The sequence below is a fragment of the Rhodovulum iodosum genome (assembly GCF_041020385.1).
GTDB classification, from domain to species: domain Bacteria; phylum Pseudomonadota; class Alphaproteobacteria; order Rhodobacterales; family Rhodobacteraceae; genus Rhodovulum; species Rhodovulum iodosum.
The window spans coordinates 1,026,315-1,047,500 of sequence record NZ_JBEHHI010000001.1 but is presented as its reverse complement, the minus strand read 5'-3'; the positions used below and the strand labels follow the sequence as shown (position 1 = coordinate 1,047,500).

The window sequence follows — 21,186 nt, the reverse complement described above, 5'->3', positions numbered from 1 at the left end:
GCTGTTCGCCATTTAAAGAGGTACGTGAGCTGGGTTTAGAACGTCGTGAGACAGTTCGGTCCCTATCTGCCGTGGGTGTAGGATACTTGAGAGGAGTTGCCCCTAGTACGAGAGGACCGGGGTGAACGATCCACTGGTGGACCTGTTGTGGCGCCAGCCGCAGTGCAGGGTAGCTATGATCGGAAAGGATAACCGCTGAAGGCATCTAAGCGGGAAGCCCCCCTCAAAACAAGGTATCCCTGAGGGCCGTGGTAGACCACCACGTCGATAGGCCGGAGATGTAAGCGCGGCAACGCGTTCAGTTGACCGGTACTAATTGCCCGATAGGCTTGATTTGATCCAGTAGAAGCCAGGCTTCACGGATCGAAAGCAGCACACAAAAGAGTACTGACTTGGAACGGTTTCTTCCTCGGTTTGGTGGTCATAGCGCGAGCAAAACACCCGGCTCCATCCCGAACCCGGCAGTTAAGTGCCGTAGCGCCGATGGTACTGCGTCTTAAGACGTGGGAGAGTAGGTCACCGCCAAACCTAGAAAGAAACCGTGTTGTATCTCTCGATACGATGACCAACCACACCGAATGACAGGCGCCCTTTTCGGGCGCTTTTTTTGTGGCCGTGCACCTGTCAGGCGCACGGCGCTCGTCATTTGGTCAAGATCAGCTTTCCCGCCCGCGTGATCCGCAGAAGGTAGGGCTGGCCGTCGAGGTCGATCACGACGCTCGTGCCGCCCTGCATCAAATCGCGCGCATCATAGGCCGGGCGCGGGCATGCGTTGTCCTTGCGGTCGGCCATGGTCGTCAACGCAGTTCGTGGGTTTCGATGCTGTCGATGAGATGTTCGAACATCCGGGCGCTGTCGGTGATGTCGAAGAGCCCCATCGACAGGGCCTCCCAGACCAGATGGCGCGTGGTGTCGCGCGGCGCCTCTGCGATGCCGGCGCGCGTGGCTTGGCTCAGCTCGTGCATTCTCACCTCCTGTGGCGTGAACGACTCCGGGCTTGTCCGTCGCGGATGGCTGGGAATCTCTGCCGATAGCCTACCGAAAGACTCGGAAATGTAAAGTCCGATTGTTTCACTTGGGTTTATGCGGCGGGTGCGCCTAGAGCGACCCGCCATTGGCAAAATAGGCCTCGGTGCCGCGCGCCTCGACCGACTCGGCGATGCGCTTGAGCCCATGGATATAGGCCGCCTCCCGCATCGAGACCGCCATCTGATTCTGCACCAGCCAGATCGCCTGGGTCTGGGTCTCGATCACCGATTTCAGGTGATCGCGCACCCGAGAGCCGTCCCAGTAGAACCCCGAGCGATTTTGCACCCATTCCAGATGAGACACCGTCACCCCGCCCGAATTCGCCAGAATGTCGGGCACGACGTTCTTCCCGGCGGCCAGCAGAACCCTTTCGGCGTTGGCCGTGACCGGACCGTTGGCCAACTCCAGCACAACGCGGGCCGCGATACGTTCGCAATTGGCCTCGGTGATCTGGCGTTCCAGCGCCGCGGGCACCAGCACGTCGCATTCCTGTTCCAGAAGCTCGGGGTTCGACATCTCCCGCGTCTGCCCGTGCCCCGCGGCGCCCAGCACGCCGCCGTTGAGATGTTTGTGTTCCATCACCGACAACGGGTCCAGACCGGCAGGGTCGTAGATCGCACCGCCGGAATCGCTGACACCGACGATGCGGTAGCCATCTGCGTGCAACAGCTTGGCGATGTGATAGCCGACATTGCCAAAGCCCTGCACGATCACCGAGGCGTTATCGGCGTTCAGCCCGAACGCGCTCTCCAGGTGGCGCAGGGCGTAATAGCCACCGCGCGCCGTGGCGTCGGTGCGCCCCGCCGTGCCGCCAAATGCGATCGGCTTGCCGGTAAAGGCCGAGGGCATCGGCCGGCCGCTGATCGAGGCGTATTCGTCCGCCATCCAGGCCATGACGATGCCGTTGGTGTAAAGATCGGGCGCCAGGATATCGCGGTCGGGCCCGATGAAGGCCGCGAAGGCCTCGACATAGGCGCGGCTCACCCGTTCGAGCTCGGTCCGCGACAGCGTCTTGGTGTCGACGCAGACCCCGCCCTTGCCGCCACCGAAAGGCAGATCGGCCACCGCGCATTTGAAGGTCATCCAGAACGCCAGCGTCTGGATCTCGTCGAGGCAGACGCCGGGGTGAAAGCGGATGCCGCCCTTGGTGGGGCCGCGCCGGTCGTTATAGCGGCAGCGCCACGCCGGCAAGGCACGGCGGCTGCCGTCGTCCATCCGGATCAAGAGTGTGGCCGCCAACGTCTCGCGCGGGGCCTTGAGCTCTTCGAAGACGTCGGGATGGATGTTCAGCCGCTCGCAGGCCAGCCGCAGGTTGTCCTGCGCGGCCGGAAAGAGCGGAACGGGTGCGGGCATGGCGGTGTCCTGCATGGGCCAAGCTTCCCGCGCCGGCGCGCGCTTGTCCAGCATGCATGGCCACCTGCGGCCCGCGGATGCGTCAGGCGGTCACCGGCTGGGCGGGGGCCTGCGCGTAAGAGGCCTCGAAAAAATAACCTACCATCTCCGAGACCTCGTCGCGGCTGTATTTGCGCGGCTCGACCTCGAACTCTGCCATGCGGCCGATACGGCGGGTCGGTTTGAAGAACCGCTCGACATGATGGTATTGCTTTCGATTGACGTAATCGTCGAACAGAATGGTTGCCGGTCGGGTCAACCGCAGGCACGTGGCCACGAAACAGCCCGGACGAAACCGGCCATCGATCAGAACCAGGTCGGGCATCCGAAAAAACGCCTCGTCCCAGACCGCAAGGGGGTAGCGGTAAAACTGCGTCCACTTGGAGGCGTTCACGGGCCGTCCCCAATCGCCCGTCGCACCGATATCGACGTAATAGATCAACGCTTGCGAGGGCAAGGCGGAGGTATCGAGCGCCCGTTGAAGACCGATTGCCCAATCGAAATCGCTCTCGACGCTGAAGATTAACTTCGATGGCCGGCTGGCGGCATAGGCCGTAGACCCGCCCGACCCGTACTCGAGGATGACCTCCGCCGCGTCATACCGGGATTGGACGTGCTTGCGTTCCTTCTCCGGAAAGCTCAACTCCGGTAGGTCCATGTCGCTCCCTTCCTCTGCCATCGGCTTCATTAACCTTTCTCGACAAGGGCGTGAAGCCCTGTTGGCAGCGCGTTGAGGGCTTCAACATGGCGCGATGGCGGTGGTAAGGAGGTTACTGCGGCACGAGCGGATATACACAGGCGAGAACGGCATGGAAAATCAGACCAACCGTCCCAGCAATTACCAGTCAGGCAAATACTGGCAGGAACGGATGGACATGCTGTATTACCAGTATCTGGATTATATCGTGCGAACCGTTGCCAGCTCGGCAGAAAGCATGATCGACGTGGGCAGCGGCAACTGCCCCTATCTGGAATGGTTCGACTGGATTCCCGAACGCTACTCGGTCGACATCCGCGTGCCGTACAACTCGCCCGCCGTGAAGGGCATGAAGGGCGACATACACAGCATGGATTTCAAGCGGAAATTCGACGTGTGCACCTGCTTCCAGGTGCTCGAACATGTGCCCGATGCCGGAAAATTTGCGCAGCGCCTGCTCGAACTCAGCGATCTTACCGTGGTGTCGGTGCCGTTCAAATGGCCCGAGGGGCGGACCAAGGGCCATGTGCACGACCCCGTCGATTGCCCGAAGCTGACCTCTTGGTTCGGCCGTCGCGCAAATTACCAGATCGTCGTGTCGGAGCCATTTCGCAAGGTGAAATCCGACCGGCTGATCGCGATTTACCACCGCGATCCGTCCGTGGAGTTTTCCAACGCGGCGGTCGAGGGCCGGATCCGGCGCGAAGACGGAATGCGCCCAAGTCTGCGCCGCTAATCCAATGCCGCGTCGGCGGGGGCGACCCGCACATCGCCGTACTCGACTGTGACGAGCAGGCACGCGTCCACCTGCGCCCCGCTGCCGGGTACGATGATCTGCACACCATCGGTCTGAAGCAGTTCGAAGAAGGCGGGGTGAAACTCCAGGGCTACGCCAGATTTCCTCTGCGCGCTGTCCAACTGCACGCGATGCGTCACGCCGACCGTGCCCCGTGCCGCGGCGGCGATCTCGGCCATGCGGGCGACCACCTCTGAACGGCTCAGATCGCCGATCAGGTGCAGGTCGCACTGCGCCGGAGCCGCGTCGCGGTCGAACATTTCGCGCGGGATCATGGCCATCCGCCGGGCCGTGTTCTCGGGTGTCAGGCCATCGGGGCGTTGGTGCCAGTAGCGGCAAATCTCGCGATAGTAGTGGCGCAACCCGTTGTAGACCGTGCTGACATGCGTGAGCTTGGTTCGGGTGAGCGAGGACTCGCCGTCAAGCGCGAAGGCGAGCGGCGCTTCGCGCACGAGGCGACGCACGGCGCTTTTTCCATAGCGCGACTGGATACGCCAGATGAACTCGGTATCGGCGCCCACGCGCAGGTTGTCCCAGCGGCCCACCTCGCGAACGATATCGCGGCGGAACAGAAATGATGAATGGCTCCAGTGAATCACAGCGTCGGACAGGCGCCAGTTCGTCGTGAACCGCATGTCGGGGCGGACCCGCGCCCAGTGGGTCACGACGCCCGTCGTCGCCACATCGGAGGCGAGCGCGGCGACCTGCGTCGCAATCTTCTGCGGGTGCGACCAGTCATCGGCGTCATGGGTGGTGACGAAGCGGCCGGTCGCGCGCTCCAGGCCGGCATTGCGGGCCGGGTAAGCGCCCTGATTGCGCGGTTGCCGAAGCGGAACGATGCGCGGGTCTTCACGGGTCAGCGACTGGACCACGTCAAAGGTGCCGTCCGTGCTGCAATCGTCGACGACGATGATTTCGAGCGATGGGTATGTCTGGTCCAGCAAGGAACGCAGCGCGGTTTCGATCGTCGCCTCGGCGTTGAAGGCGGGCATGATGACAGAGACAAGCCCGGTATTCGCACGCACGGCTTGCGCGGCGGGGCAGGCAAGATTGGACAAAGCCAAGGGGCGGTCTGGGTCGCGCAGGGCGATGGGCGCAAAGCCGCGGTTTGCGAGGACCGCGTTGATCAGCGCCAACCGCGCGTCGTCATCCTCTTCGGCACTGGCGCGGGCAAGCAGCATGTCCGGGTCATCCGGCGGGCAATCGCAGCTTTCGAGGCATCTCCGCGCCGCGTCGGCGTCGCCCCGCTGAAGATGGAGAAACCCCAATCGCATCTGCAGTTCCTTGCGGTCGGCAAGGTCTGGTGCATAGAGGGCAATGTCCTCCAGCACCTTCCGGGCACGGTCCGGCTCGTCCTGAAAGGCGTACCAGGTTGCCAGATGGTAGGCGGCCTCGAACCGGATGTCTGGTTCGACCTCCGGACCGTCGGCGATTTGTCGAAGGCTCTCGGCGGCGTCTTTTCCCCGCCCGCCCCACATATGGCTGGTCAGCCGGTACACCGCCTTGAGCTGCGGCGTGGCCTTGGGGCGCCGTCCCTCGGCGGCGCCAAACAGGATATAATGCAGCAAAGGGTTGTAGCCGCTCTCGGCCACGTCCGAGTAGACCTCCAGATAAAAGGCGGTATCGAAGGAAGGGTTCGGATCGCGGCCCATCCGCGCGCCGTATTTGACGTAGTGCTCGACCGGATCAAAGCCGAGGCTCGCCACATCAGGATAGGTTTCGCGGTACCATTCCTGGTCGACGCGCCCCGATTCGCGGATGGTGTCGATCTGGTCCTGGGTATTCATGGGGCTGTTCGGTTCCGGCTCTTGATGATCCCTGTTAGTGCATCGCAGGCGCCTGATCCATGGTGGCGCTGCTCTTGTCCTCGTCCCGTTTGTAGCGCGATCCGACTATGATCCGCAGACGGGTGCAACCGACAAGACAAAACACCCTGGTCACCCTCCGCAAAGCGGCGCCGGTCGTGGGGGTCGGACGCCACTTGAAAACCGACATGGTTTGTTATAGCTGCCACGCCAAGCGACTGTCAGAAACGGCAACGTTGAGTCCTTCGATGATCCTCGCCGGCGGCCATGCGCCCGCTTGGCGATTGCTAGAACGGCGCGTTGCGGGCCGCGTTACAGCCGAACTTCGAAGGGTGGGCCTTGAAGACGATGAAACTGAAGTCGCCGCAGCTTTATCTGTCCATTCCCTTCTGCAACGACGCATATCTCTACATTCGGAAAAACGCCTGCAGCAACTTCAAGCGTCTGATCGTCGAGACCAGCGAGATCCAGAAGCCAAAGCAAGAAACGGCGCTGCATTTCGCCAACTCTCGATACCGTATTTCCAGCGTTCGGCACCTTCGCAACCGCCGCGTCTTGTGCGTGGTGAGAGAACCGATTGGCCGCATCCATTCGGCGTTTCTGAACCAGTTCATCCAGAAGTTAGACGTCCCCGGCAACAATATCCGCAAACAGGCTGACGAAAGCCTGTCAAAGCCCGTCGTCGAGGCTACCGCCGACGACTTCTTTCGCGACGTGGTCATGGCCCGGAGCGACGTCGACCTGCACTTCCTGCCGCAGGTGAAACATATGGCCGATGTCCCCCATGAGATCTGGCCGTTGGAACGTCTTCACGACCGGGCCTCCGAGGCGTGGGGCGACGAGATTGCGGATCGCTTTTTCAAGTCTCACGTGAACTACACCTCCAACATCAATCGGATCGAAGGCGACTACCGGTCTGCATCGATTGGCGAGTTGGCGCAGATGTTGTCCGAAGGTGTTTTCCCAACCATCCGGTCGCTTCTCGGCGACGAGACACACGAAGGCCTCAGGCGGATGTACATGGACGACACGTCCCTCCATGAAAGATCCCTCGAAGCGTAGTGCCGAAGGACCTTTCCCCGGCGCAGACCGGTTTTCCCAGTGACGCCGGCTGTTGGCCCTGTGACGGGAACACGATGTGGGCCTTGGCCGCACTGCGCCATCCGGGCCGGGGCCCGTCACGGCGGGGTCAAGGCGTGACCCGCCCGCCCCTGCCGGTGGGGTCGGGCGCCTGTTGCGAAGGCATTATCACTGTGGAACTGAGCGCGGTCATGCACTAACACAGAGTGCAAATCGCTCTCGCGGGGCAGACCACCGACGAGAACATGATTGCCGGTCTGCTTGAGGAATGAGCACGTCAAACTGGAGACTTCTATGGCGAAGCGGGCACTGATTACCGGGATCACCGGTCAGGACGGGTCGTATCTGGCAGAGCTGCTGCTGGAGAAGGGCTATGAGGTGCACGGGATCAAACGTCGTGCCTCGCTGTTCAACACCCAGCGGATCGACCACGTCTTTCAGGATCCGCATGAGCCCAACCCAAAGCTGAAGCTGCATTATGGCGATCTGAGCGACACCTCGAACCTCACACGCATCCTGTGCGAGGTCGAGCCTGACGAGGTCTACAATCTCGGCGCGCAGTCGCATGTTGCGGTCAGCTTCGAGGCGCCCGAATACACGGCCGATGTGGACGCGATTGGCACACTGCGCCTGCTGGAGGCTATCCGGTTTCTCGGTTTCGAGAAGAAGACCCGCTTTTACCAGGCGTCGACCTCCGAGCTCTACGGGCTCGTCCAAGAGATCCCGCAGACCGAGACCACCCCGTTCCATCCGCGTTCGCCCTATGCGGTGGCCAAGCTCTACGCCTACTGGATCACGGTGAACTACCGCGAAGCCTATGGCATGTACGCCTGCAACGGCATCCTGTTCAACCACGAGTCCCCGCGGCGCGGCGAGACCTTCGTGACTCGCAAGATCACGCGCGGCCTGGCAAATATCGCCCAGGGGCTGGAAGACTGCCTCTACATGGGCAACATCGACGCCCTGCGCGACTGGGGGCATGCCAAGGATTACGTGCGCATGCAGTGGATGATGCTGCAGCAGGACGTGCCCGAGGATTTCGTCATCGCGACCGGCGTGCAGTACTCTGTACGCGAGTTTATCGTTTGGTCCGCTGCCGAGCTGGGGCTGACGCTGGAGTTTTCCGGCGAGGGTGTCGACGAGATCGCCACCGTGGCTGCAAACGAGGGCGACAAGGCGCCGAGCGTCAAGGTGGGCGACGTGATCATGCGCATCGACCCGCGCTATTTCCGGCCGGCGGAGGTGGAAACCCTGCTCGGCGACCCGTCCAAGGCCAAGGCCAAGCTGGGCTGGACCCCCGTAATCACCGTGCAGGAGATGTGCGCCGAAATGGTCCGCGAGGACCTCAAGGTCGCGCAGCGGCACGCGCATCTTAAATCGCACGGGTTCGACATGCCCATTGCACAGAGCGGCTGACCCAGCGCCGTTCGGATGCTAGCAAGCGCGTTTCGAGGAAAACCGAGAGTATGAAAGTCTTTCTCACAGGCGGAAGCGGCATGGTCGGCCGCAACGTGATAGAGGCTGCCCGCGCGGCGCAGCACGACATGATCGCACCGGGCAGCCGGGATCTAGATCTGACCGATCGCGCCGCGACCTTTGCCGCGATCGCCGAGATCCAGCCAGACATCGTCATCCATGCCGCGGGTCGGGTCGGTGGTATCCAGGCCAACATCGCCAATCCCGTGGGCTTTCTGGTCGATAATCTCGATATGGGGATGAACGTCGTTCTGGCGGCGCGCGCGGCGAACGTGCCGCGCGTGCTCAACCTCGGATCGTCGTGCATGTACCCGCACGCGGCGCCGAACCCCCTGAAGGAAGAGCTGGTCCTGACAGGCGCGTTGGAACCGACAAACGAGGGATACGCGCTGGCCAAGGTGGCCACATCGCGGCTTTGCGATTATGTCAGCCGGTCGGAGCAGGGGCTGTCTTACAAGACGCTGATCCCGTGCAACCTTTACGGACTGCACGACAAGTTTGACCCCAATGTCTCGCATCTGGTGCCGGCCATCATCCGCAAGGTCCACGAGGCCAAGCAGAACGGCGACGGCACGGTCGAGATCTGGGGCGACGGGCTGGCGCGGCGCGAGTTCATGTTCAGCGGCGACCTGGCCGACGTGATCTGGGAATGTGTCGAACGCTTCGATGATGTGCCGTCGCTGATGAATGTCGGCATCGGTCGGGACTACACCATCAACGAGTATTATCAGGCCGCGGCCGAGGTGATCGGCTGGTCGGGCGAGTTCGTGCACGATGTCACCAAGCCCGTCGGCATGAAACAGAAGCTCGTTTCGAACGAGCGGCTGACGTCGTTCGGATGGACGCCGGAAACCAGCCTGAAGGACGGGCTTGCGAAAACCTACGAGCATTTCCTGGCCGTCACCAAGCAACAACGCGTTTGAAGCCGAGGCATATCCAAAATGAGCACGATCAACTTTCCTCTTGCGACCTCCTCCTGGGATGAACGCGAATACGCGGCGATCGACCGGGTGATCAAATCGGACCGCTTTTCGATGGGCCAGGAGGTCGCCCTGTTCGAAAAGCAATTCGCCGAGGCGATGGGCGCCAAATACGCGGTCATGGTCAACTCGGGCTCTTCGGCCAACCTGCTGATCGCGGCCTCGCTGCGCTACCATTCCTCCTACGGCTTCGAGGACGGCGCCGAGGTGATCGTGCCGGCGGTATCGTGGAGCACGACCTACTTTCCGCTGTTCCAGCACGGCATGCGGATGAAATTCGTCGATATCGACCGGGAGACGCTGAACTACGACCTGACAGCGCTGGCCGAGGCGATCGGCCCGAACACGCGGGCGATCATGGTGGTCAACCTGCTGGGAAATCCCAACGAATTCGACGCGATCACGGCGATGGTCGGCGATCGCGACATCATGATCATCGAGGATAACTGCGAATCCCTCGGGGCCACCTACAAGGGCAAGCAGGCGGGCACGTTCGGGGTGGCGGGCAGCTATTCCTCGTTCTTCTCGCATCATATCGCCACGATGGAGGGGGGCCTTGCCGTCACCGACGACGAGGAGTTGTTCCACATCATGCTGGCCGTGCGCGCCCATGGCTGGACACGCAACTTGCCAAAGGAAAATCTCGTCACCGGCACCAAGAGCGACGATCCCTTCGAGGAATCGTTCAAGTTCGTCCTGCCCGGCTACAACCTTCGCCCGCTGGAGATGAGCGGCGCATTGGGCCAGGAGCAGATCGCCAAGCTGCCCATGATTGTCGAGGAGCGGCGCAAGAATGCCGATCTCTATCGCGAGATCATGGCGGATTTCCCGCAAATCGCCATCCAGAAAGAAATCGGCGAAAGCAGCTGGTTCGGCTTTTCCATGGTCGTGAGCGAGACGGCCGGCATCGACCGCGCGGCCCTGATCGGCAGCCTCGGCGCCAACGGCATCGAATGCCGCCCGGTTGTGGCCGGGAACTTCGCCAAGAACGAGGCGGTGAAACGCTACATTCCGCACGACATACACGGGACGCTCGACAATGCGGATTACATTGACCGGAACGGCTTGTTCATCGGCAACCACCACTACCCGCTCATCCAGCAGTTTCCCTATCTGCGAAAGGCCCTGAAGGAGGCACTGGGATAACCGCCAATGCCAGGGTACTTCGAAGATTTCGTCCGCCGGATCTGTGATGAACAGGGGCTTGTCGATATCGGCCCCGAGGGTCGCGCAAGCCAAAGCTCGTTCTCCAAATGGTCTCGAAAAGAAGACGCGCAGCGGGCCGTTACCGATATCGGACAGGCGGATTTCGCATTTCACACCGAAAGAGAGGCGGGCGCCTGGTGGCGGCTCGACTTTGAAAGCACCCATTTCCCCGATCTGATCTGTATCGAAAACCGCGGGAGAGAGGCGTTCTGGGACCTCGCGTCGAGGGTCCGGGTCAAGGTCTCGGCGGACGGCGAGGACTGGACGACGCTTCACGAAGGAAACCTGTTCTTCGGGAGCTTCCAGAACGGCACCCCGCTGTTGCTGCCGCTCGGTGGGAGGCTCGCGGTTCGTTCCATCCTCGTGGAGAATGATCCGCAGGCCTATTTCCACCTGCGCTCGGTCAAGGTGTTCGCACGCAAGCTGCACGTGCCGGCGGGTAAGCCCGTTACCTTTGTATCCAACAGGACCGATGGGTTGGGCGAGCGTCTCAAGGCGCTGGTGAACTGTATCGCGTTATCTGAATACTACGATGGGGATTTCGCCTTCGCCTGGAAACCGATTTCCAATTCCGTCTCGGACCAGCACGCAATCGGCAAGCCGCAAGACATTTTCTCGCAGGCGTTCATCGGGAAACATCTCTCCGAGCAAACGCCGGATAAGACCCTCAAGGATTTCCTCAAGGGAACATCCAGGGGCCAAGGGCGCGGCGCAAAAGCACATTCGCATCCCGTCGTCATCGACGTTCCGCAAAGAAGCATATATTCTTTTGAGCCCCAGCTTGAATCCGTTATCTCCCGCAAACATCTGAGCGAAGCTTTCTCGAAAATAGAATTCTCAGAGAAAATGGAGAAGGCAGCCGAGTTGGCGCGCTCCGTAGACATCCCTGCAGGATCTATCGGGATGCATTTGCGGGCCGGGGACATTATCTTTGGTCGCTACAGGTACAATGCCCGATATTTGAACAAGGTGGTTCCTTACCCGATCGCGCTGAGATTCGTGCAAAAGCAAAATGAATTCGGCCGAAAGGTCGCGCTTTTCGGGCAGGATCAGGAATTGTGTAAGGCGATAGAGGCTTCTCATGACGCCGTCTTCGCCGGTGGCTATCACGCCGAGTACGGGTTCGATAATCATCAGGCCGCCTTGTTCGACATCGTCCTCATGTCGCGTTGCGCAACGGTTGTGGCAGGCAACAGCGGATTCTCGCAGATTGCGCAGATCATCGGCATGTTTGAAACGATAGAGCCGACCAAGATCTTCCAGCCCGAAGAGGCGGTGGGCGCCATATTGGAAGAACTAAGTCCTGGCGGTGCAAAGCTCGAAGCGCATGACTTTCAAAAGGCGTTTGCCTGCAGCTATGCCTTGAATATGTTCCCCAACCAGGTTTCCGAACTAGAAGCCATTTCGCTGATGCAATTGGCATGCCGGATGGACCCTGACAACGCATTCTATTTCATGCTTCTTGCGATCTTGAACTTCCGGATTGGAAATATCGACGCGTCGCAAGAAATTCTTGAGACTTTGATAGACGAAGATTCACAAAAGTCCTCGTTTGGCTCTCTTTGGAACCTTGTCTCGACGATACATCCGGACGGCAGCTTTGCCATTGACCGGCAGGTGCGCGCGCTGACGGAAATGGCCGAACAGGGCGTTCCCGCTGCGTCGGGCATTCTCGCGCTGTTTCATAAGCTCAAGGGAGACACCAAGAATGCGGGCCGGCACCTGGACAGGTTTTTGACCTCGCACACCCACACGGCGTCGGACTACGTAGAAAAGCTGAGAGGCCAAGGCTGAACTCCGGCCGATATGGCCGGTCCTTCAAGTTGTCACGACAGCCCGCGGCCGACCGCTTGATCGGCCAATCTCCAGGATCGGGGCCGAGCGGCTGAAAACGCGCGCCGCCTAAACAAGCAGTTTTCTTAGCTTGGCCTGCACTGCCTCTTGCGACGAGGCACGGCGGACGAAACGAAGCCCTCGGTCAACCTGTGCGCGATACGCCTCTGGATCGGCAAACAGCGCGCGTGCCGTCTTTGCGACGTCCTGCGGCAAGGCGTAAACCGCGCCATCGCCGAACGTGCTTTTGAAATCGGGCGACAGGATCGCGACCCGCCCCGCGGCCATCGCTTCCATCGCGTTGCGCCCGAACTCTTCGATATAGTCCTCGTGGACGTAATGGACGAATACATCGAGGTCTTGCAGGAACTGGTTTACCGCGACGCTGTCGAACTCGGCCACATTCCAGTTTTCAGGCCGCGTGCCGAGGCTCTTGAGCGCGGTGCGTGCGCCGCCAAGCAGATTTACGCTGATCCCTTCGGCATCTGCGCAATAGGCTGCGCCCAGCGTTTCGGGGGCCGAGGGCCATTTCGTCCAATGGTCTCGCGCGTGCCGGCCTATCCGGATCGGGCGCGCCTTGCCCAGCCCCTCTGGCAGGGGCGGTGTGTCGTCGGGCAGGGTGCCGTGGAACGGCGGGTACCAGATATCGTCATGGATACGGCCGAAGCCGCCCACGCGCTGAAGGATTGCGCGCACCCGCGGCGAGATCGGAATCCAGACCGGGTCTAGCCCGAACAACTCTCGGCAGAGGGCGCCGGCCTCTTCACCGTCGTAGTAGAAGGGCTTTTGCGACCAGCACTGCATCGGCGATTGGTTGACCAGTACGGCAAGCCGATCGGCAGAGATCGTCGGTACCCCGTCGATGCGGGTCCCGAGGATCGGCGGATGATGGACGATCACCAGCTTCGCGGTGATCTTGTCTTCGGGCACCAGGATATCGACGCCGGGGTCGTACGAGAGTTCGAGATACTCCTTTGCCACCTCCGCGAATTTCAGATCGAAGCGCGGCCAGTGGAAAAGCCCGACCCGCAGCCCCTCGGCCCGCGCCGCGGCGATGTAGCCCTCGTTGCAGCGCCGCGTGCCGCCGAGCAGGCTGAGGTCGGAGACGAGCACTATGTCGTAGGCGGTGTTTTTCGCCCAGTTCTTGGGCGCAAGCCCGGCCGGGATCGGAAACGGGTCTTTCATGCTCCGGCGCGTCAGGGCAAGCTTGCCACCTTTCGCCTGACCCCGCGTCTGACGCCAGTAGGTCGCCTGCCGGGCATATTCCTTGCGGATGCCGAAGGTCAGGCTGTTGAGGCTGGTTCCCTTTTGCTGGGTCAGCGAGTTTTCATGCACCAAGAAGAACGACATCGGCACGTCGGGCAAGACATCCTCGATCGCGTCCTGGCCCCACAGCGTGCGAACGCGCTGCAACAACTCGTCGTCGGCATTGGCCGAGACCCCGTCCCACTCGCCCAGTTTCGCCAGATCCGCGCGCCGCATCAGCAGAGACGGATAGGACCGGTGGACGTACTCGAGGTTTTCGCGCTGCGGGCGCAGTATAAAGCGCAGGTCGGGATGCACCCGCACCATCCGAGACCAGGTCGCCTTGAGACTGGGCCGTGCCATTAGCGCGCGCATCTGCAATTCGATCATCTGCGGATGCGACCAGTCATCGCTATCATGCACGGTCACGAAATCGCCAGTGGCCCGGGCCAACGCATTGTTGCGATTGGAATATGCCCCGACATTGACGTCGTTGCGAAAGACCTTCAACCGGGTGTCGCGGGCCGCTAACGCCTGCAGCTTTTCCCAGCTGTCGTCGGGGCTGCAATCGTCGACGGCGACGATCTCGAGGTTGCGCCAGGTCTGCGCCAGAAGCGAGCCGATCGAGGTCTCGATGAAATCCGAGGCCTTGTAAACTGGAACCAGGATGCTGACGAGCGGGCCATCGACCGCGCGGTCGCCCGGTGCCGCGTCGCGCCAGTTGCCGAAGACGACGCCGCGAGCCGGATCGGCAAGCGCGACCGGCGAAAGCCCGGACGCGGTGAAGATCGCGTTGATCGTCTCGAAACGCTCGTGCTGGCCGGCACCCTCGGCGAGCGCCAAATTGCAGCGGGCACAGGCGAAATCGCCATCCATTCGTTGATCCAGCACGAAGTCGATCATGGCGCGGGCTTTTTCGAACTCGCCCAAATGAACAAGGCACTCGATAATCAGAAGCTTGCACTTCTTCGAGCGGAAGAAACCGCGGTCGAAATCGCTGATCCGCAAAAGACGCCGCAGCGCCTTGTCCCAGAGGCCCTGAAGCGAGTACCAGCGCGCAAGCACGAAAGCCGCACGGGTTCGGTCGCGTTTGGAGTAACGCGATGAACCGATGGCCGCCTCAAGATGGTTCAGCGCCGGCTCTGAAAAACCGCCCCAGAGCTTGCGCTCGAGATCCTTGACGGGAAAGTCGTCGGTGACGGGGCACGGGGTGGCATAGTGATCCAGGAAATGTGCGAGCGCGTCGGTGTCATTGGCCAGCGCGTGGCTGGCCGCGTAGCCGCGGGCGTCGAAAAGGGGGCCGGGGTTGCGCCGCAGAACGGCACCATAGCGGGCATAGTGATCGGCCGGATCCATACCCACCAAGCCCACATCGCGGTATTCCTGGCAATACCAGTCGGGATCAAACAGCAGCGTGTCCTTCAGCCGGTTCTTCCCAGTGTTTGGCGACAAAATCTCTGAATCTGACATGTTTCGCCTCCGTCGACAGCGCCGGGTCACTGTCTAAATATTGCTGCGGGTCACCCAAATCAGGGGCACGCCACGGGTAGGTATAAAGCTATACTCGCACGACACAACCTGAGGACCTCGCCACATGCCCTGCCATTTCCCTAGGGCTTGGAAGTCACGCTTTGCTGACAGTACAGCCATCCTGCAAGTTCCGTGAACTCGTGATGGTTCGGGCAGGTTTCAGAAACCAGAACTGCTTGTTTTTCAGGCTTCGCCCGACCCGGACGTCCAGCCGATCAGGCACGCGCTTTTCGGCGCTGCGTCATTGATGGTCAGGGCGTATTTCGGGACGAGACAGACGGCGTCAGTGCACGCCCTTCGTCTCGGCCGAACAATTGAAAGTGGACAAGAGCATTCCATCCCGCGCGGGCGACGTCCGGGTTGGCAAGGTAATAGGACATCGTATCGAATGCCGGCCCGGGATTGCGGCCCTCGCGCGCCCCGAATCGCAGGTAATGCTCTGCCGGGTCGTGTTCGCTTGCGCTGACGTCCGGATAGGTGGTCTGGTACCATGTCCCGTCGAACTCGGCGGCGTCATGCAGCGCCTTGATCTGTGTTTTCAGGTCAGGCATGCCGCTGCGGGCGTAAGCTTGGCGAAGAGCGCGGTCAGACAGGCCGGCCCGAAACCGTTCGATCTCGGCGCCGTTCAGTGCGTCGCGCACGGTTTGTCGCGCGGTCAGGTCCGCGCGGATGGCTTCGAGCTTTTGGTGAGAGTCTTCCGCCATACGCGTCAGTGCCGCAGTTTCGAAAAAGCGTAGCTCTTGCGCTTCTGAAACGTCGGCCCGCGCCTTGTCGAGCTGCGCCTTGATGTCATCCAACGCGCGCTGACGACTGGCCGCGTCCGCTTCGTTTTCTTGTTTCTGATGTGCGATCGTCGTCTCTGCCTCGCTCAGCCGGTCGGAAAGCGCGGCATGCGCCTGCTCCAGCTTCTCTCTCGCTTGCGTCTCTTGGCTGAGCTTGGTGTTTGCCGTGGCCGCACGCGCCTCGGCGGCCTTGGCGGCCTCTTTCCAGCGTTGCGTTTCTTTTTTTGCCTCGTCCCTTTCGGCGTTTGCGGTCTTGCGGTCTTTTTCAAGCGCCTCGATCTGTTTTTTCGCTTCGACGAAGTTTTCGGCTGCGCGTTCCTGCTCTTTGTCGAACAGCCGCGCCTGGAGTTCACCGATCACCCTGGTGCGTTCTTCATAGGCCGATTTGGCCTCTTCCAGCGCCGTCCGGGTCTGTTCGTTCTCGCTCTTTATCTCGTCGAGCCGCGTTTCCGCATCGCGCAACTGCTTGAGAAGACCCTGCTCAACCTCATCCGCGTCCCGAACCCTCTGTTCGAAAGCATGTGCGCGGCCCAGCCGTGTAAAGACCTGACGCACCTCGGAATGTCCGGGGTCGCCGAGGTCGAGCTCGGCCAGGCGTTTCAGTCGTTCCTGCTGCTTGGGGCCGTACAGGATCGCCGTCAGACCCTTGCCATGGTCAAAGCGCATGCTCTGGCGGTCCGTGCAAAGCGACTGAACCAGAGCCCGGCGCATGGCGTTGTCCGTAACATCCTTGGTGCCGTGAAGAACGATCACGGCGCGTTCCGAGAGCTTGCCAAGCCAATGATCGACCTCGGAAATCGGTGCGTCCCCGGCGTTGAGGTCGATATGCATCAGATCGACAGAGCCGTCACGAAAACGCGCCGGGTCGGCGGCTGCGGGGCCATCGACCAGCGACGAGACATCCTCGTAATACTCTTCGCTTTGCACGCGGACGGCGTCGGGAATACCGGCCCCGTCTTTTTCACCTGTGTGGAGACCGAAACACTGCGTGCTGCAGGCCGTTCTTTCCGATGCCTGGCAATATGCAAAATAGCTGACGCTGCTGCCGAGGCCGAGGTCGACCAAGATCGCTGGCCGGCAGGTTTCGACGAGCCAGAACAGGAAAGGAATGTGCAGAACCGCGTCGTCTTGCTGAAGATGCCGTGCCTTCCAGAACAGGCTGCGAGACGAAAGCGGCTGGATCATGTCGGCGACGGGGAGTGTTCCCTGAAGGTCCGTCGCGGGAGAAATCGAAGAGGGCATCGGGATCGCATCACCTTTGGGCGGTCGGTGGAGTTGCAGTCCACCGAGGACGGCATAGTTGGTCGCACCCATTTTGACAAGAAGCGGCACCGCGCCTGGTACCGCATCCGGTCATCGCCCGGCCGCTCCTTGCTCTTCCAAACCCCGAGCCCCGGGAAAGTCGCCCCTCGCGCGACTTGGCGCCTCAGCCCGGCTCGAAAATCCTCTCGCGATGCTCCTTCAGGTAGATGCGCAGCCACGGGGTGTAGCTGTCGGGCGCGCGCTCCACTTCGCGGGCCAGTTCGTCGAGCGCGATCCATTTCACGTCCATCACCTCGTCGGGGTTGGGCGCGATATTCAGGTCGGCGCCCGCGGCGGCGATGAAGATATCGACCACCTCGTGCTCGATCAGCCCGCCGCCCACATCGGCGCGGTATTCCACCCGGTCGCGGTGGTTCAGCGTAAGCCCGGTGATACCCAGTTCTTCCTCCAGGCGGCGGCGGGCGCAGGCCTCGGCGCTTTCCTCCCAATGGGGGTGGGTGCAGCAGGTGTTGGCCCAGTAGCCCGGCGTGTGGTACTTGCCCAGCGCCCGGCGCTGGATCAGCACCTTGTCGCCATCCATCACGAAGACCGAGATCGCCTTGTGGCGCAGGCCCTTCTGGTGGACCTCCAGCTTTTCGACCGGTTCCAGCTCGCCGTTCACCCAGGCCGGGATCATGTCGTTCATGTGGAGAGCGGCGAGACCAGGCCCGTCAGGTGGGCGACGTTCTTGATACCGATCTTGATATGCGCGAGCGGGCGCTTTTTGGTCAGCCGCTTGTTCATGTAGGATTCGAAGGTCAGCCTTTGCACGTCGATATCGTGGCAGAGCGACACGAACCGTTCGCGCCGTTCGTCCGACTTGTAATAGGCGTCCTGCATCGCCTGCAGCGCCTTGAAGACGTTCTTGTGATCTTTCATGAACATCTGCCGCGCCAGTTTCAGATCCGACGCCCGGCCCGAGGCCAGCGCCGCCGACACGGCCGACGCGCCGACGCGCCCGCCGTACATCGCGTAATAGATGCCTTCACCCGAAGACGGCGCCACGGTGCCGGCGGCATCGCCCACAACCACCACGTCGCGCCCGTTGTCCCATTTCGCCATCGGCTTCAGCGGGATCGGCGCGCCTTCCTTGCGCAGGGTCTCGCATTGGGCGAGGCCCGCCATCTGCCGCAGCTCGGCGGTGGCCTGTTTCAGGTCGACCCCGTCGACGCCCGTGCCCATACCGACCGAGCAGGTGTTGCCGTGCGGGAAAACCCAGCCATAGAAATCGGGGCTGATGCGCCCGTCATAGATCACGTCGCAGCGGTTGGGCTGGTAGTTGCCCACGGCGGCAGGGGCGTCGATGATCTCGTGATAGGCGATGACGTAGGGGATGGTGTCGCCGCCGGGCACCTCGGCGCGGGCCACGTCGGACCGCGCCCCGTCGGCGCCGATGATGTACCTGGTCTGGAGCTTGACCTCCTCGCGGGTCTCCTTGTCGCGGTAGATGAGGAAGGTCTTTTCCTCCTCGCGGTCGACGCGAAGGAAGGTGCCGGTGTGCCGCTCGGCGCCGGCCTTTTCGGCGCGGGCGCGCAGGAACGGGTCGAAATCCTTGCGGTCGACCATGCCGACGAAGCCGTCCTCGATCGGGATGTCCACGTGCCGGCCCGAGGGCGAGATCATCCGCGCGGTGTCGATCTTGGCGACGAGCTGCGCGTCGGAGATATCGTACTCGCGCATCAACTGGGGCGGGATCGCACCGCCGCAGGGCTTGATCCGGCCCTCGCGGTCGAGAAGCGCCACCTTGTGGCCCGAGCGGGCCAGGTCTTCGGCGGCCGTGGCCCCGGCGGGCCCGCCGCCCACGACGACTACATCATAGATCATCAGTCCTCACTCCCCGGGCACCAGGCCCGCATTCTCGGTTGTCGGCCGGTTGCCGTCCATGATCCTGAGCGCCATCCAGGCGGAAAGGCAAAACAGGATCGCCTCTGTCAAGAACACCACGCTGAAGGCCGGTGCGTCGCTTGTCATCGTGCGCAGCGTGTCTGCGGCGGCGGCACCCAAGAGCCCGCCAAAGCCTGCCGCGATGGCCTGCGCCGCGCCCCACAGGCCCATCCGCGTGCCTTCGCGCGCGTCGCGGCCCTCGCCGGCCAGCGCCATCATCGCGCCGATCGCGGCCACCGCGAACATGCCGTTGAAAAAGCCCATCAACACCACCGCCGGCAGCAGCGGCAGGTCGGGGCGGTACATCCCGATGCCCGAGATCAGCGCCAGCGCCGCCGCCGAGCCGATGCAGCCCCCGACGACCCAAGACCTGAGCGAGCCGAAGCGCAGCCCGGTCGCGCCCAGGCCCACCACCACCATGCCGAGGAACACGCCGCCGTTCTGCGCGCCCGAGAGCGAGGTGGACTGGCCGGGGGTAAAGCCGAAGACGAGGCCCGAATAGGGCTCCAGAATCAGCTCTTGCATGAAATAGGCCGACATCGACAGGAACACGAAGAGGGTAAAGATGCGCGCCTTGCGCTCGGCCCAGACCTCTTTCATCCCGTCCCAGAATGGCATCTCGTCGGGTTCCTTGCGGGCGATGACGCGGCCTTCCACGCCCCAGACGGCCAGCGTGGTGACAACGACCGCGCCGCCGGTGACGATGGCGACGATCTTCATCAGCAGTGCCGGCGTGTAGGGGTCGAGAAATGCGCCCACGGTGCCGGCCGTCACGGCGATGCCGGCGATCATCATCAGCCAGGTGATGGTGGCCGCCGCGGCGCGCCGCTCGGGCGCGGTGGCGGTGGCCAGGAGCGCCAGCAGCGATGTACCCGAAGACGCCACCCCGAGCCCGATCAGCGCGTAGGCGAGGATCGACAGCAACAGCCCCGGCCAGAACGCATGGTCAAGCACCAGCACCCCTGCGGCGGCCCCGAAGCCGCCCAGCGCAAGGATGACCATGCCGCCGATGATGAACCGCGTCCGCTGCCCCTTGGTGTCGGACATGAAGCCCCAGGAGGGCCGGGTGATCTGGATGCCGTAATGCAGCGCCACCAGCAGGCCCGGCAGCACGGCGGGCAGGGCCAGCTCGACCACCATCAGCCGGTTCAGCGTCGACGTGGTCAGCACCACGATCGCCCCAAGGCACATCTGCACGAGGCCGAGCCGGACAATGTTGAGCCAGCTAAGCGTCATGCGCCGCCCCCAAGGCTGCGGATTGCGAAGGCAGAGACCATCATGCCCGAGACGTAGAGAACGACGCCCACGCCGTTATACCACGGCGCCTTGCCCTTGGGGTCGCGCATCATCACCGACATCGCCCAGAACTGCGCCAGCAGAACGGCGGTGACGGCGGCGGCGTGGAACGGCCTGTCCCAAAGCCAAAGCAGGGTAATCACGACGACCTGCGGCACCGCCATGACGATGGAGGCCACCCAGGCGGCCTTTTCCGGGCCCATGGTCACGGGCAGCGAGTTGACGCCCATCTTGCGGTCACCTTCGAGCGCCTTGAAATCGTTCAGCGTCATGATCCCGTGCGCGCCGATGCCGTAAAGCAGGGCGATGACGACGACGTATATCGACGGCGCCCCGGCCGACAGCACCGCCGCGCCGGTGAACCAGGGCAGCGATTCGTACGAGAGCCCGACCAGGCCCGGCCCCCACCAGCCCGATTTCTTCAGCCGCACGGGCTCGGCCGAATAGGCCCAGGCCGCGGCCACGCCCAATAGGGTGGCGCCAAAGCCCCAGGGGCCCAGCTGCCAGCCGATGAGAAGCGACAGGAGAGACATCGCCAGCGCGATATAAAGGCCCCAGCGCCCCGGGATGCGCCCCGAGGGAATCGGGCGGTCGGGCTCGTTGATAGCGTCGACATGACGGTCGCACCAGTCGTTGGCGGCCTGGCTCATGCCGCAGACCACCGGCCCGGCCAGGAACATGCCCAGGATCACGAGACCGGGTTTCGACAGCGGTGATACGCCGGACGAGACCGTGCCGCACAGATAGGCCCACATCGGCGGGAACCAGGTGATCGGCTTGATCAGCGTAACCATGGCCGCGGGTTCGGGCAGGCGGCGATCCGGAACGGTGGGGATATCGGTCATCTTCGTCT

17 protein-coding genes and 2 rRNA genes (1 of these 19 cut by a window edge) are annotated in these 21,186 nt (G+C 62.4%); 8 read left to right on the top strand and 11 right to left on the bottom strand.

Annotated features, from left to right (window positions below; all coding sequences use genetic code 11):
* A 23S ribosomal RNA gene (locus Ga0609869_RS05115) occupies positions 1-337 on the top strand (it extends 2,484 nt beyond the left edge of the window).
* A 76-nt stretch (positions 338-413) separates the two neighbouring features.
* Positions 414-528, top strand: a 5S ribosomal RNA gene (rrf, locus tag Ga0609869_RS05110).
* A gap of 114 nt (positions 529-642) precedes the next feature.
* On the opposite strand, the gene hemP is transcribed toward rrf, so the two are convergent.
* The 4 genes from hemP to Ga0609869_RS05090 form a co-directional block, all read right to left on the bottom strand.
* Entirely contained in the window at positions 643-792 is a 150-nt protein-coding gene (hemP, locus tag Ga0609869_RS05105; protein WP_125406042.1) for a hemin uptake protein HemP, read from the bottom strand.
* A 5-nt stretch (positions 793-797) separates the two neighbouring features.
* The gene (locus Ga0609869_RS05100) at positions 798-965 is read right to left on the bottom strand and encodes a hypothetical protein (RefSeq protein WP_170168822.1); all 168 of its coding nucleotides are present in this window, start codon (positions 963-965) and stop codon (positions 798-800) included.
* A gap of 133 nt (positions 966-1,098) precedes the next feature.
* Complete coding sequence (locus Ga0609869_RS05095; RefSeq protein WP_125406355.1) at positions 1,099-2,382, bottom strand: Glu/Leu/Phe/Val family dehydrogenase; 1,284 nt, start codon at positions 2,380-2,382, stop codon at positions 1,099-1,101.
* 82 nt (positions 2,383-2,464) lie between these two features.
* On the bottom strand, positions 2,465-3,079 hold the full coding sequence (locus Ga0609869_RS05090; RefSeq protein ID WP_369022839.1) for a hypothetical protein: 615 nt from the start codon (positions 3,077-3,079) through the stop codon (positions 2,465-2,467).
* Between the two features lie 151 nt (positions 3,080-3,230).
* Between Ga0609869_RS05090 and Ga0609869_RS05085 the strand changes: the two genes are divergently transcribed.
* Positions 3,231-3,854: a methyltransferase domain-containing protein gene (locus Ga0609869_RS05085; protein ID WP_125406045.1), complete on the top strand. Its 624-nt coding sequence runs from the start codon at positions 3,231-3,233 to the stop codon at positions 3,852-3,854.
* Here the strand turns inward: Ga0609869_RS05085 and Ga0609869_RS05080 are convergent.
* A complete protein-coding gene (locus Ga0609869_RS05080; protein WP_125406048.1) occupies positions 3,851-5,701 on the bottom strand; it encodes a glycosyltransferase in 1,851 nt (616 codons plus the stop codon). The genes Ga0609869_RS05085 and Ga0609869_RS05080 overlap by 4 nt on opposite strands.
* Positions 5,702-6,067: 366 nt before the next feature.
* Between Ga0609869_RS05080 and Ga0609869_RS05075 the strand changes: the two genes are divergently transcribed.
* The 5 genes from Ga0609869_RS05075 to Ga0609869_RS05055 all read left to right on the top strand — a co-directional run bounded on the left by Ga0609869_RS05075 (position 6,068) and on the right by Ga0609869_RS05055 (position 12,255).
* Positions 6,068-6,781: a sulfotransferase family 2 domain-containing protein gene (locus Ga0609869_RS05075; RefSeq protein WP_125406051.1), complete on the top strand. Its 714-nt coding sequence runs from the start codon at positions 6,068-6,070 to the stop codon at positions 6,779-6,781.
* Positions 6,782-7,093: 312 nt separating this feature from the next.
* Positions 7,094-8,215: a GDP-mannose 4,6-dehydratase gene (gene gmd / locus Ga0609869_RS05070; RefSeq protein WP_125406054.1), complete on the top strand. Its 1,122-nt coding sequence runs from the start codon at positions 7,094-7,096 to the stop codon at positions 8,213-8,215.
* Between the two features lie 50 nt (positions 8,216-8,265).
* A complete protein-coding gene (locus tag Ga0609869_RS05065) occupies positions 8,266-9,198 on the top strand; it encodes a GDP-L-fucose synthase family protein (protein WP_125406057.1) in 933 nt (310 codons plus the stop codon).
* An 18-nt stretch (positions 9,199-9,216) separates the two neighbouring features.
* Positions 9,217-10,401: a DegT/DnrJ/EryC1/StrS family aminotransferase gene (locus tag Ga0609869_RS05060; protein ID WP_125406060.1), complete on the top strand. Its 1,185-nt coding sequence runs from the start codon at positions 9,217-9,219 to the stop codon at positions 10,399-10,401.
* Between the two features lie 6 nt (positions 10,402-10,407).
* Positions 10,408-12,255, top strand: coding sequence for a discoidin/SUN/FTP domain-containing protein (locus Ga0609869_RS05055; RefSeq protein WP_125406063.1), 1,848 nt, complete (start codon positions 10,408-10,410; stop codon positions 12,253-12,255).
* Between the two features lie 108 nt (positions 12,256-12,363).
* Here the strand turns inward: Ga0609869_RS05055 and Ga0609869_RS05050 are convergent, their stop codons facing one another.
* The 6 genes from Ga0609869_RS05050 to chlG form a co-directional block, all read right to left on the bottom strand.
* Positions 12,364-15,009, bottom strand: coding sequence for a glycosyltransferase (locus tag Ga0609869_RS05050; protein ID WP_125406066.1), 2,646 nt, complete (start codon positions 15,007-15,009; stop codon positions 12,364-12,366).
* Positions 15,010-15,320: 311 nt separating this feature from the next.
* Positions 15,321-17,165 carry a class I SAM-dependent methyltransferase gene (locus Ga0609869_RS05045; protein ID WP_125406069.1) on the bottom strand — a complete coding sequence of 615 codons (1,845 nt, stop codon included), beginning with the start codon at positions 17,163-17,165 and terminating at the stop codon, positions 15,321-15,323.
* A gap of 112 nt (positions 17,166-17,277) precedes the next feature.
* Positions 17,278-17,799 (bottom strand): isopentenyl-diphosphate Delta-isomerase, encoded by a 522-nt coding sequence (idi, locus tag Ga0609869_RS05040; RefSeq protein WP_125406072.1) that lies wholly within the window; start codon positions 17,797-17,799, stop codon positions 17,278-17,280.
* Complete coding sequence (locus tag Ga0609869_RS05035; RefSeq protein ID WP_125406075.1) at positions 17,796-18,977, bottom strand: geranylgeranyl diphosphate reductase; 1,182 nt, start codon at positions 18,975-18,977, stop codon at positions 17,796-17,798. Before Ga0609869_RS05035 ends, idi begins: the two co-directional genes overlap by 4 nt.
* Positions 18,978-18,983: 6 nt before the next feature.
* Positions 18,984-20,273 carry a BCD family MFS transporter gene (locus tag Ga0609869_RS05030; protein ID WP_125406078.1) on the bottom strand — a complete coding sequence of 430 codons (1,290 nt, stop codon included), beginning with the start codon at positions 20,271-20,273 and terminating at the stop codon, positions 18,984-18,986.
* Positions 20,270-21,178, bottom strand: coding sequence for a chlorophyll synthase ChlG (chlG, locus tag Ga0609869_RS05025; protein WP_125406081.1), 909 nt, complete (start codon positions 21,176-21,178; stop codon positions 20,270-20,272). The genes Ga0609869_RS05030 and chlG overlap by 4 nt, the downstream gene beginning before the upstream one ends.
* Between the last annotated feature and the right edge of the window lie 8 nt (positions 21,179-21,186).

Bases quoted from the DNA above. Each gene is read 5' to 3' on its own strand.
- idi (WP_125406072.1), bottom strand. From the start codon at position 17,799: ATGAACGACATGATCCCGGCCTGGGTGAACGGCGAGCTGGAACCGGTC.
- Ga0609869_RS05045 (WP_125406069.1), bottom strand. From the start codon at position 17,165: ATGGGTGCGACCAACTATGCCGTCCTCGGTGGACTGCAACTCCACCGA.
- Ga0609869_RS05095 (WP_125406355.1), bottom strand. From the start codon at position 2,382: ATGCCCGCACCCGTTCCGCTCTTTCCGGCCGCGCAGGACAACCTGCGG.
- Ga0609869_RS05060 (WP_125406060.1), top strand. From the start codon at position 9,217: ATGAGCACGATCAACTTTCCTCTTGCGACCTCCTCCTGGGATGAACGC.
- Ga0609869_RS05050 (WP_125406066.1), bottom strand. From the start codon at position 15,009: ATGTCAGATTCAGAGATTTTGTCGCCAAACACTGGGAAGAACCGGCTG.
- Ga0609869_RS05065 (WP_125406057.1), top strand. From the start codon at position 8,266: ATGAAAGTCTTTCTCACAGGCGGAAGCGGCATGGTCGGCCGCAACGTG.
- Ga0609869_RS05085 (WP_125406045.1), top strand. From the start codon at position 3,231: ATGGAAAATCAGACCAACCGTCCCAGCAATTACCAGTCAGGCAAATAC.
- gmd (WP_125406054.1), top strand. From the start codon at position 7,094: ATGGCGAAGCGGGCACTGATTACCGGGATCACCGGTCAGGACGGGTCG.
- Ga0609869_RS05030 (WP_125406078.1), bottom strand. From the start codon at position 20,273: ATGACGCTTAGCTGGCTCAACATTGTCCGGCTCGGCCTCGTGCAGATG.
- Ga0609869_RS05090 (WP_369022839.1), bottom strand. From the start codon at position 3,079: ATGGACCTACCGGAGTTGAGCTTTCCGGAGAAGGAACGCAAGCACGTC.
- chlG (WP_125406081.1), bottom strand. From the start codon at position 21,178: ATGACCGATATCCCCACCGTTCCGGATCGCCGCCTGCCCGAACCCGCG.
- Ga0609869_RS05080 (WP_125406048.1), bottom strand. From the start codon at position 5,701: ATGAATACCCAGGACCAGATCGACACCATCCGCGAATCGGGGCGCGTC.
- Ga0609869_RS05035 (WP_125406075.1), bottom strand. From the start codon at position 18,977: ATGATCTATGATGTAGTCGTCGTGGGCGGCGGGCCCGCCGGGGCCACG.
- Ga0609869_RS05100 (WP_170168822.1), bottom strand. From the start codon at position 965: ATGCACGAGCTGAGCCAAGCCACGCGCGCCGGCATCGCAGAGGCGCCG.
- Ga0609869_RS05075 (WP_125406051.1), top strand. From the start codon at position 6,068: ATGAAACTGAAGTCGCCGCAGCTTTATCTGTCCATTCCCTTCTGCAAC.
- hemP (WP_125406042.1), bottom strand. From the start codon at position 792: ATGGCCGACCGCAAGGACAACGCATGCCCGCGCCCGGCCTATGATGCG.
- Ga0609869_RS05055 (WP_125406063.1), top strand. From the start codon at position 10,408: ATGCCAGGGTACTTCGAAGATTTCGTCCGCCGGATCTGTGATGAACAG.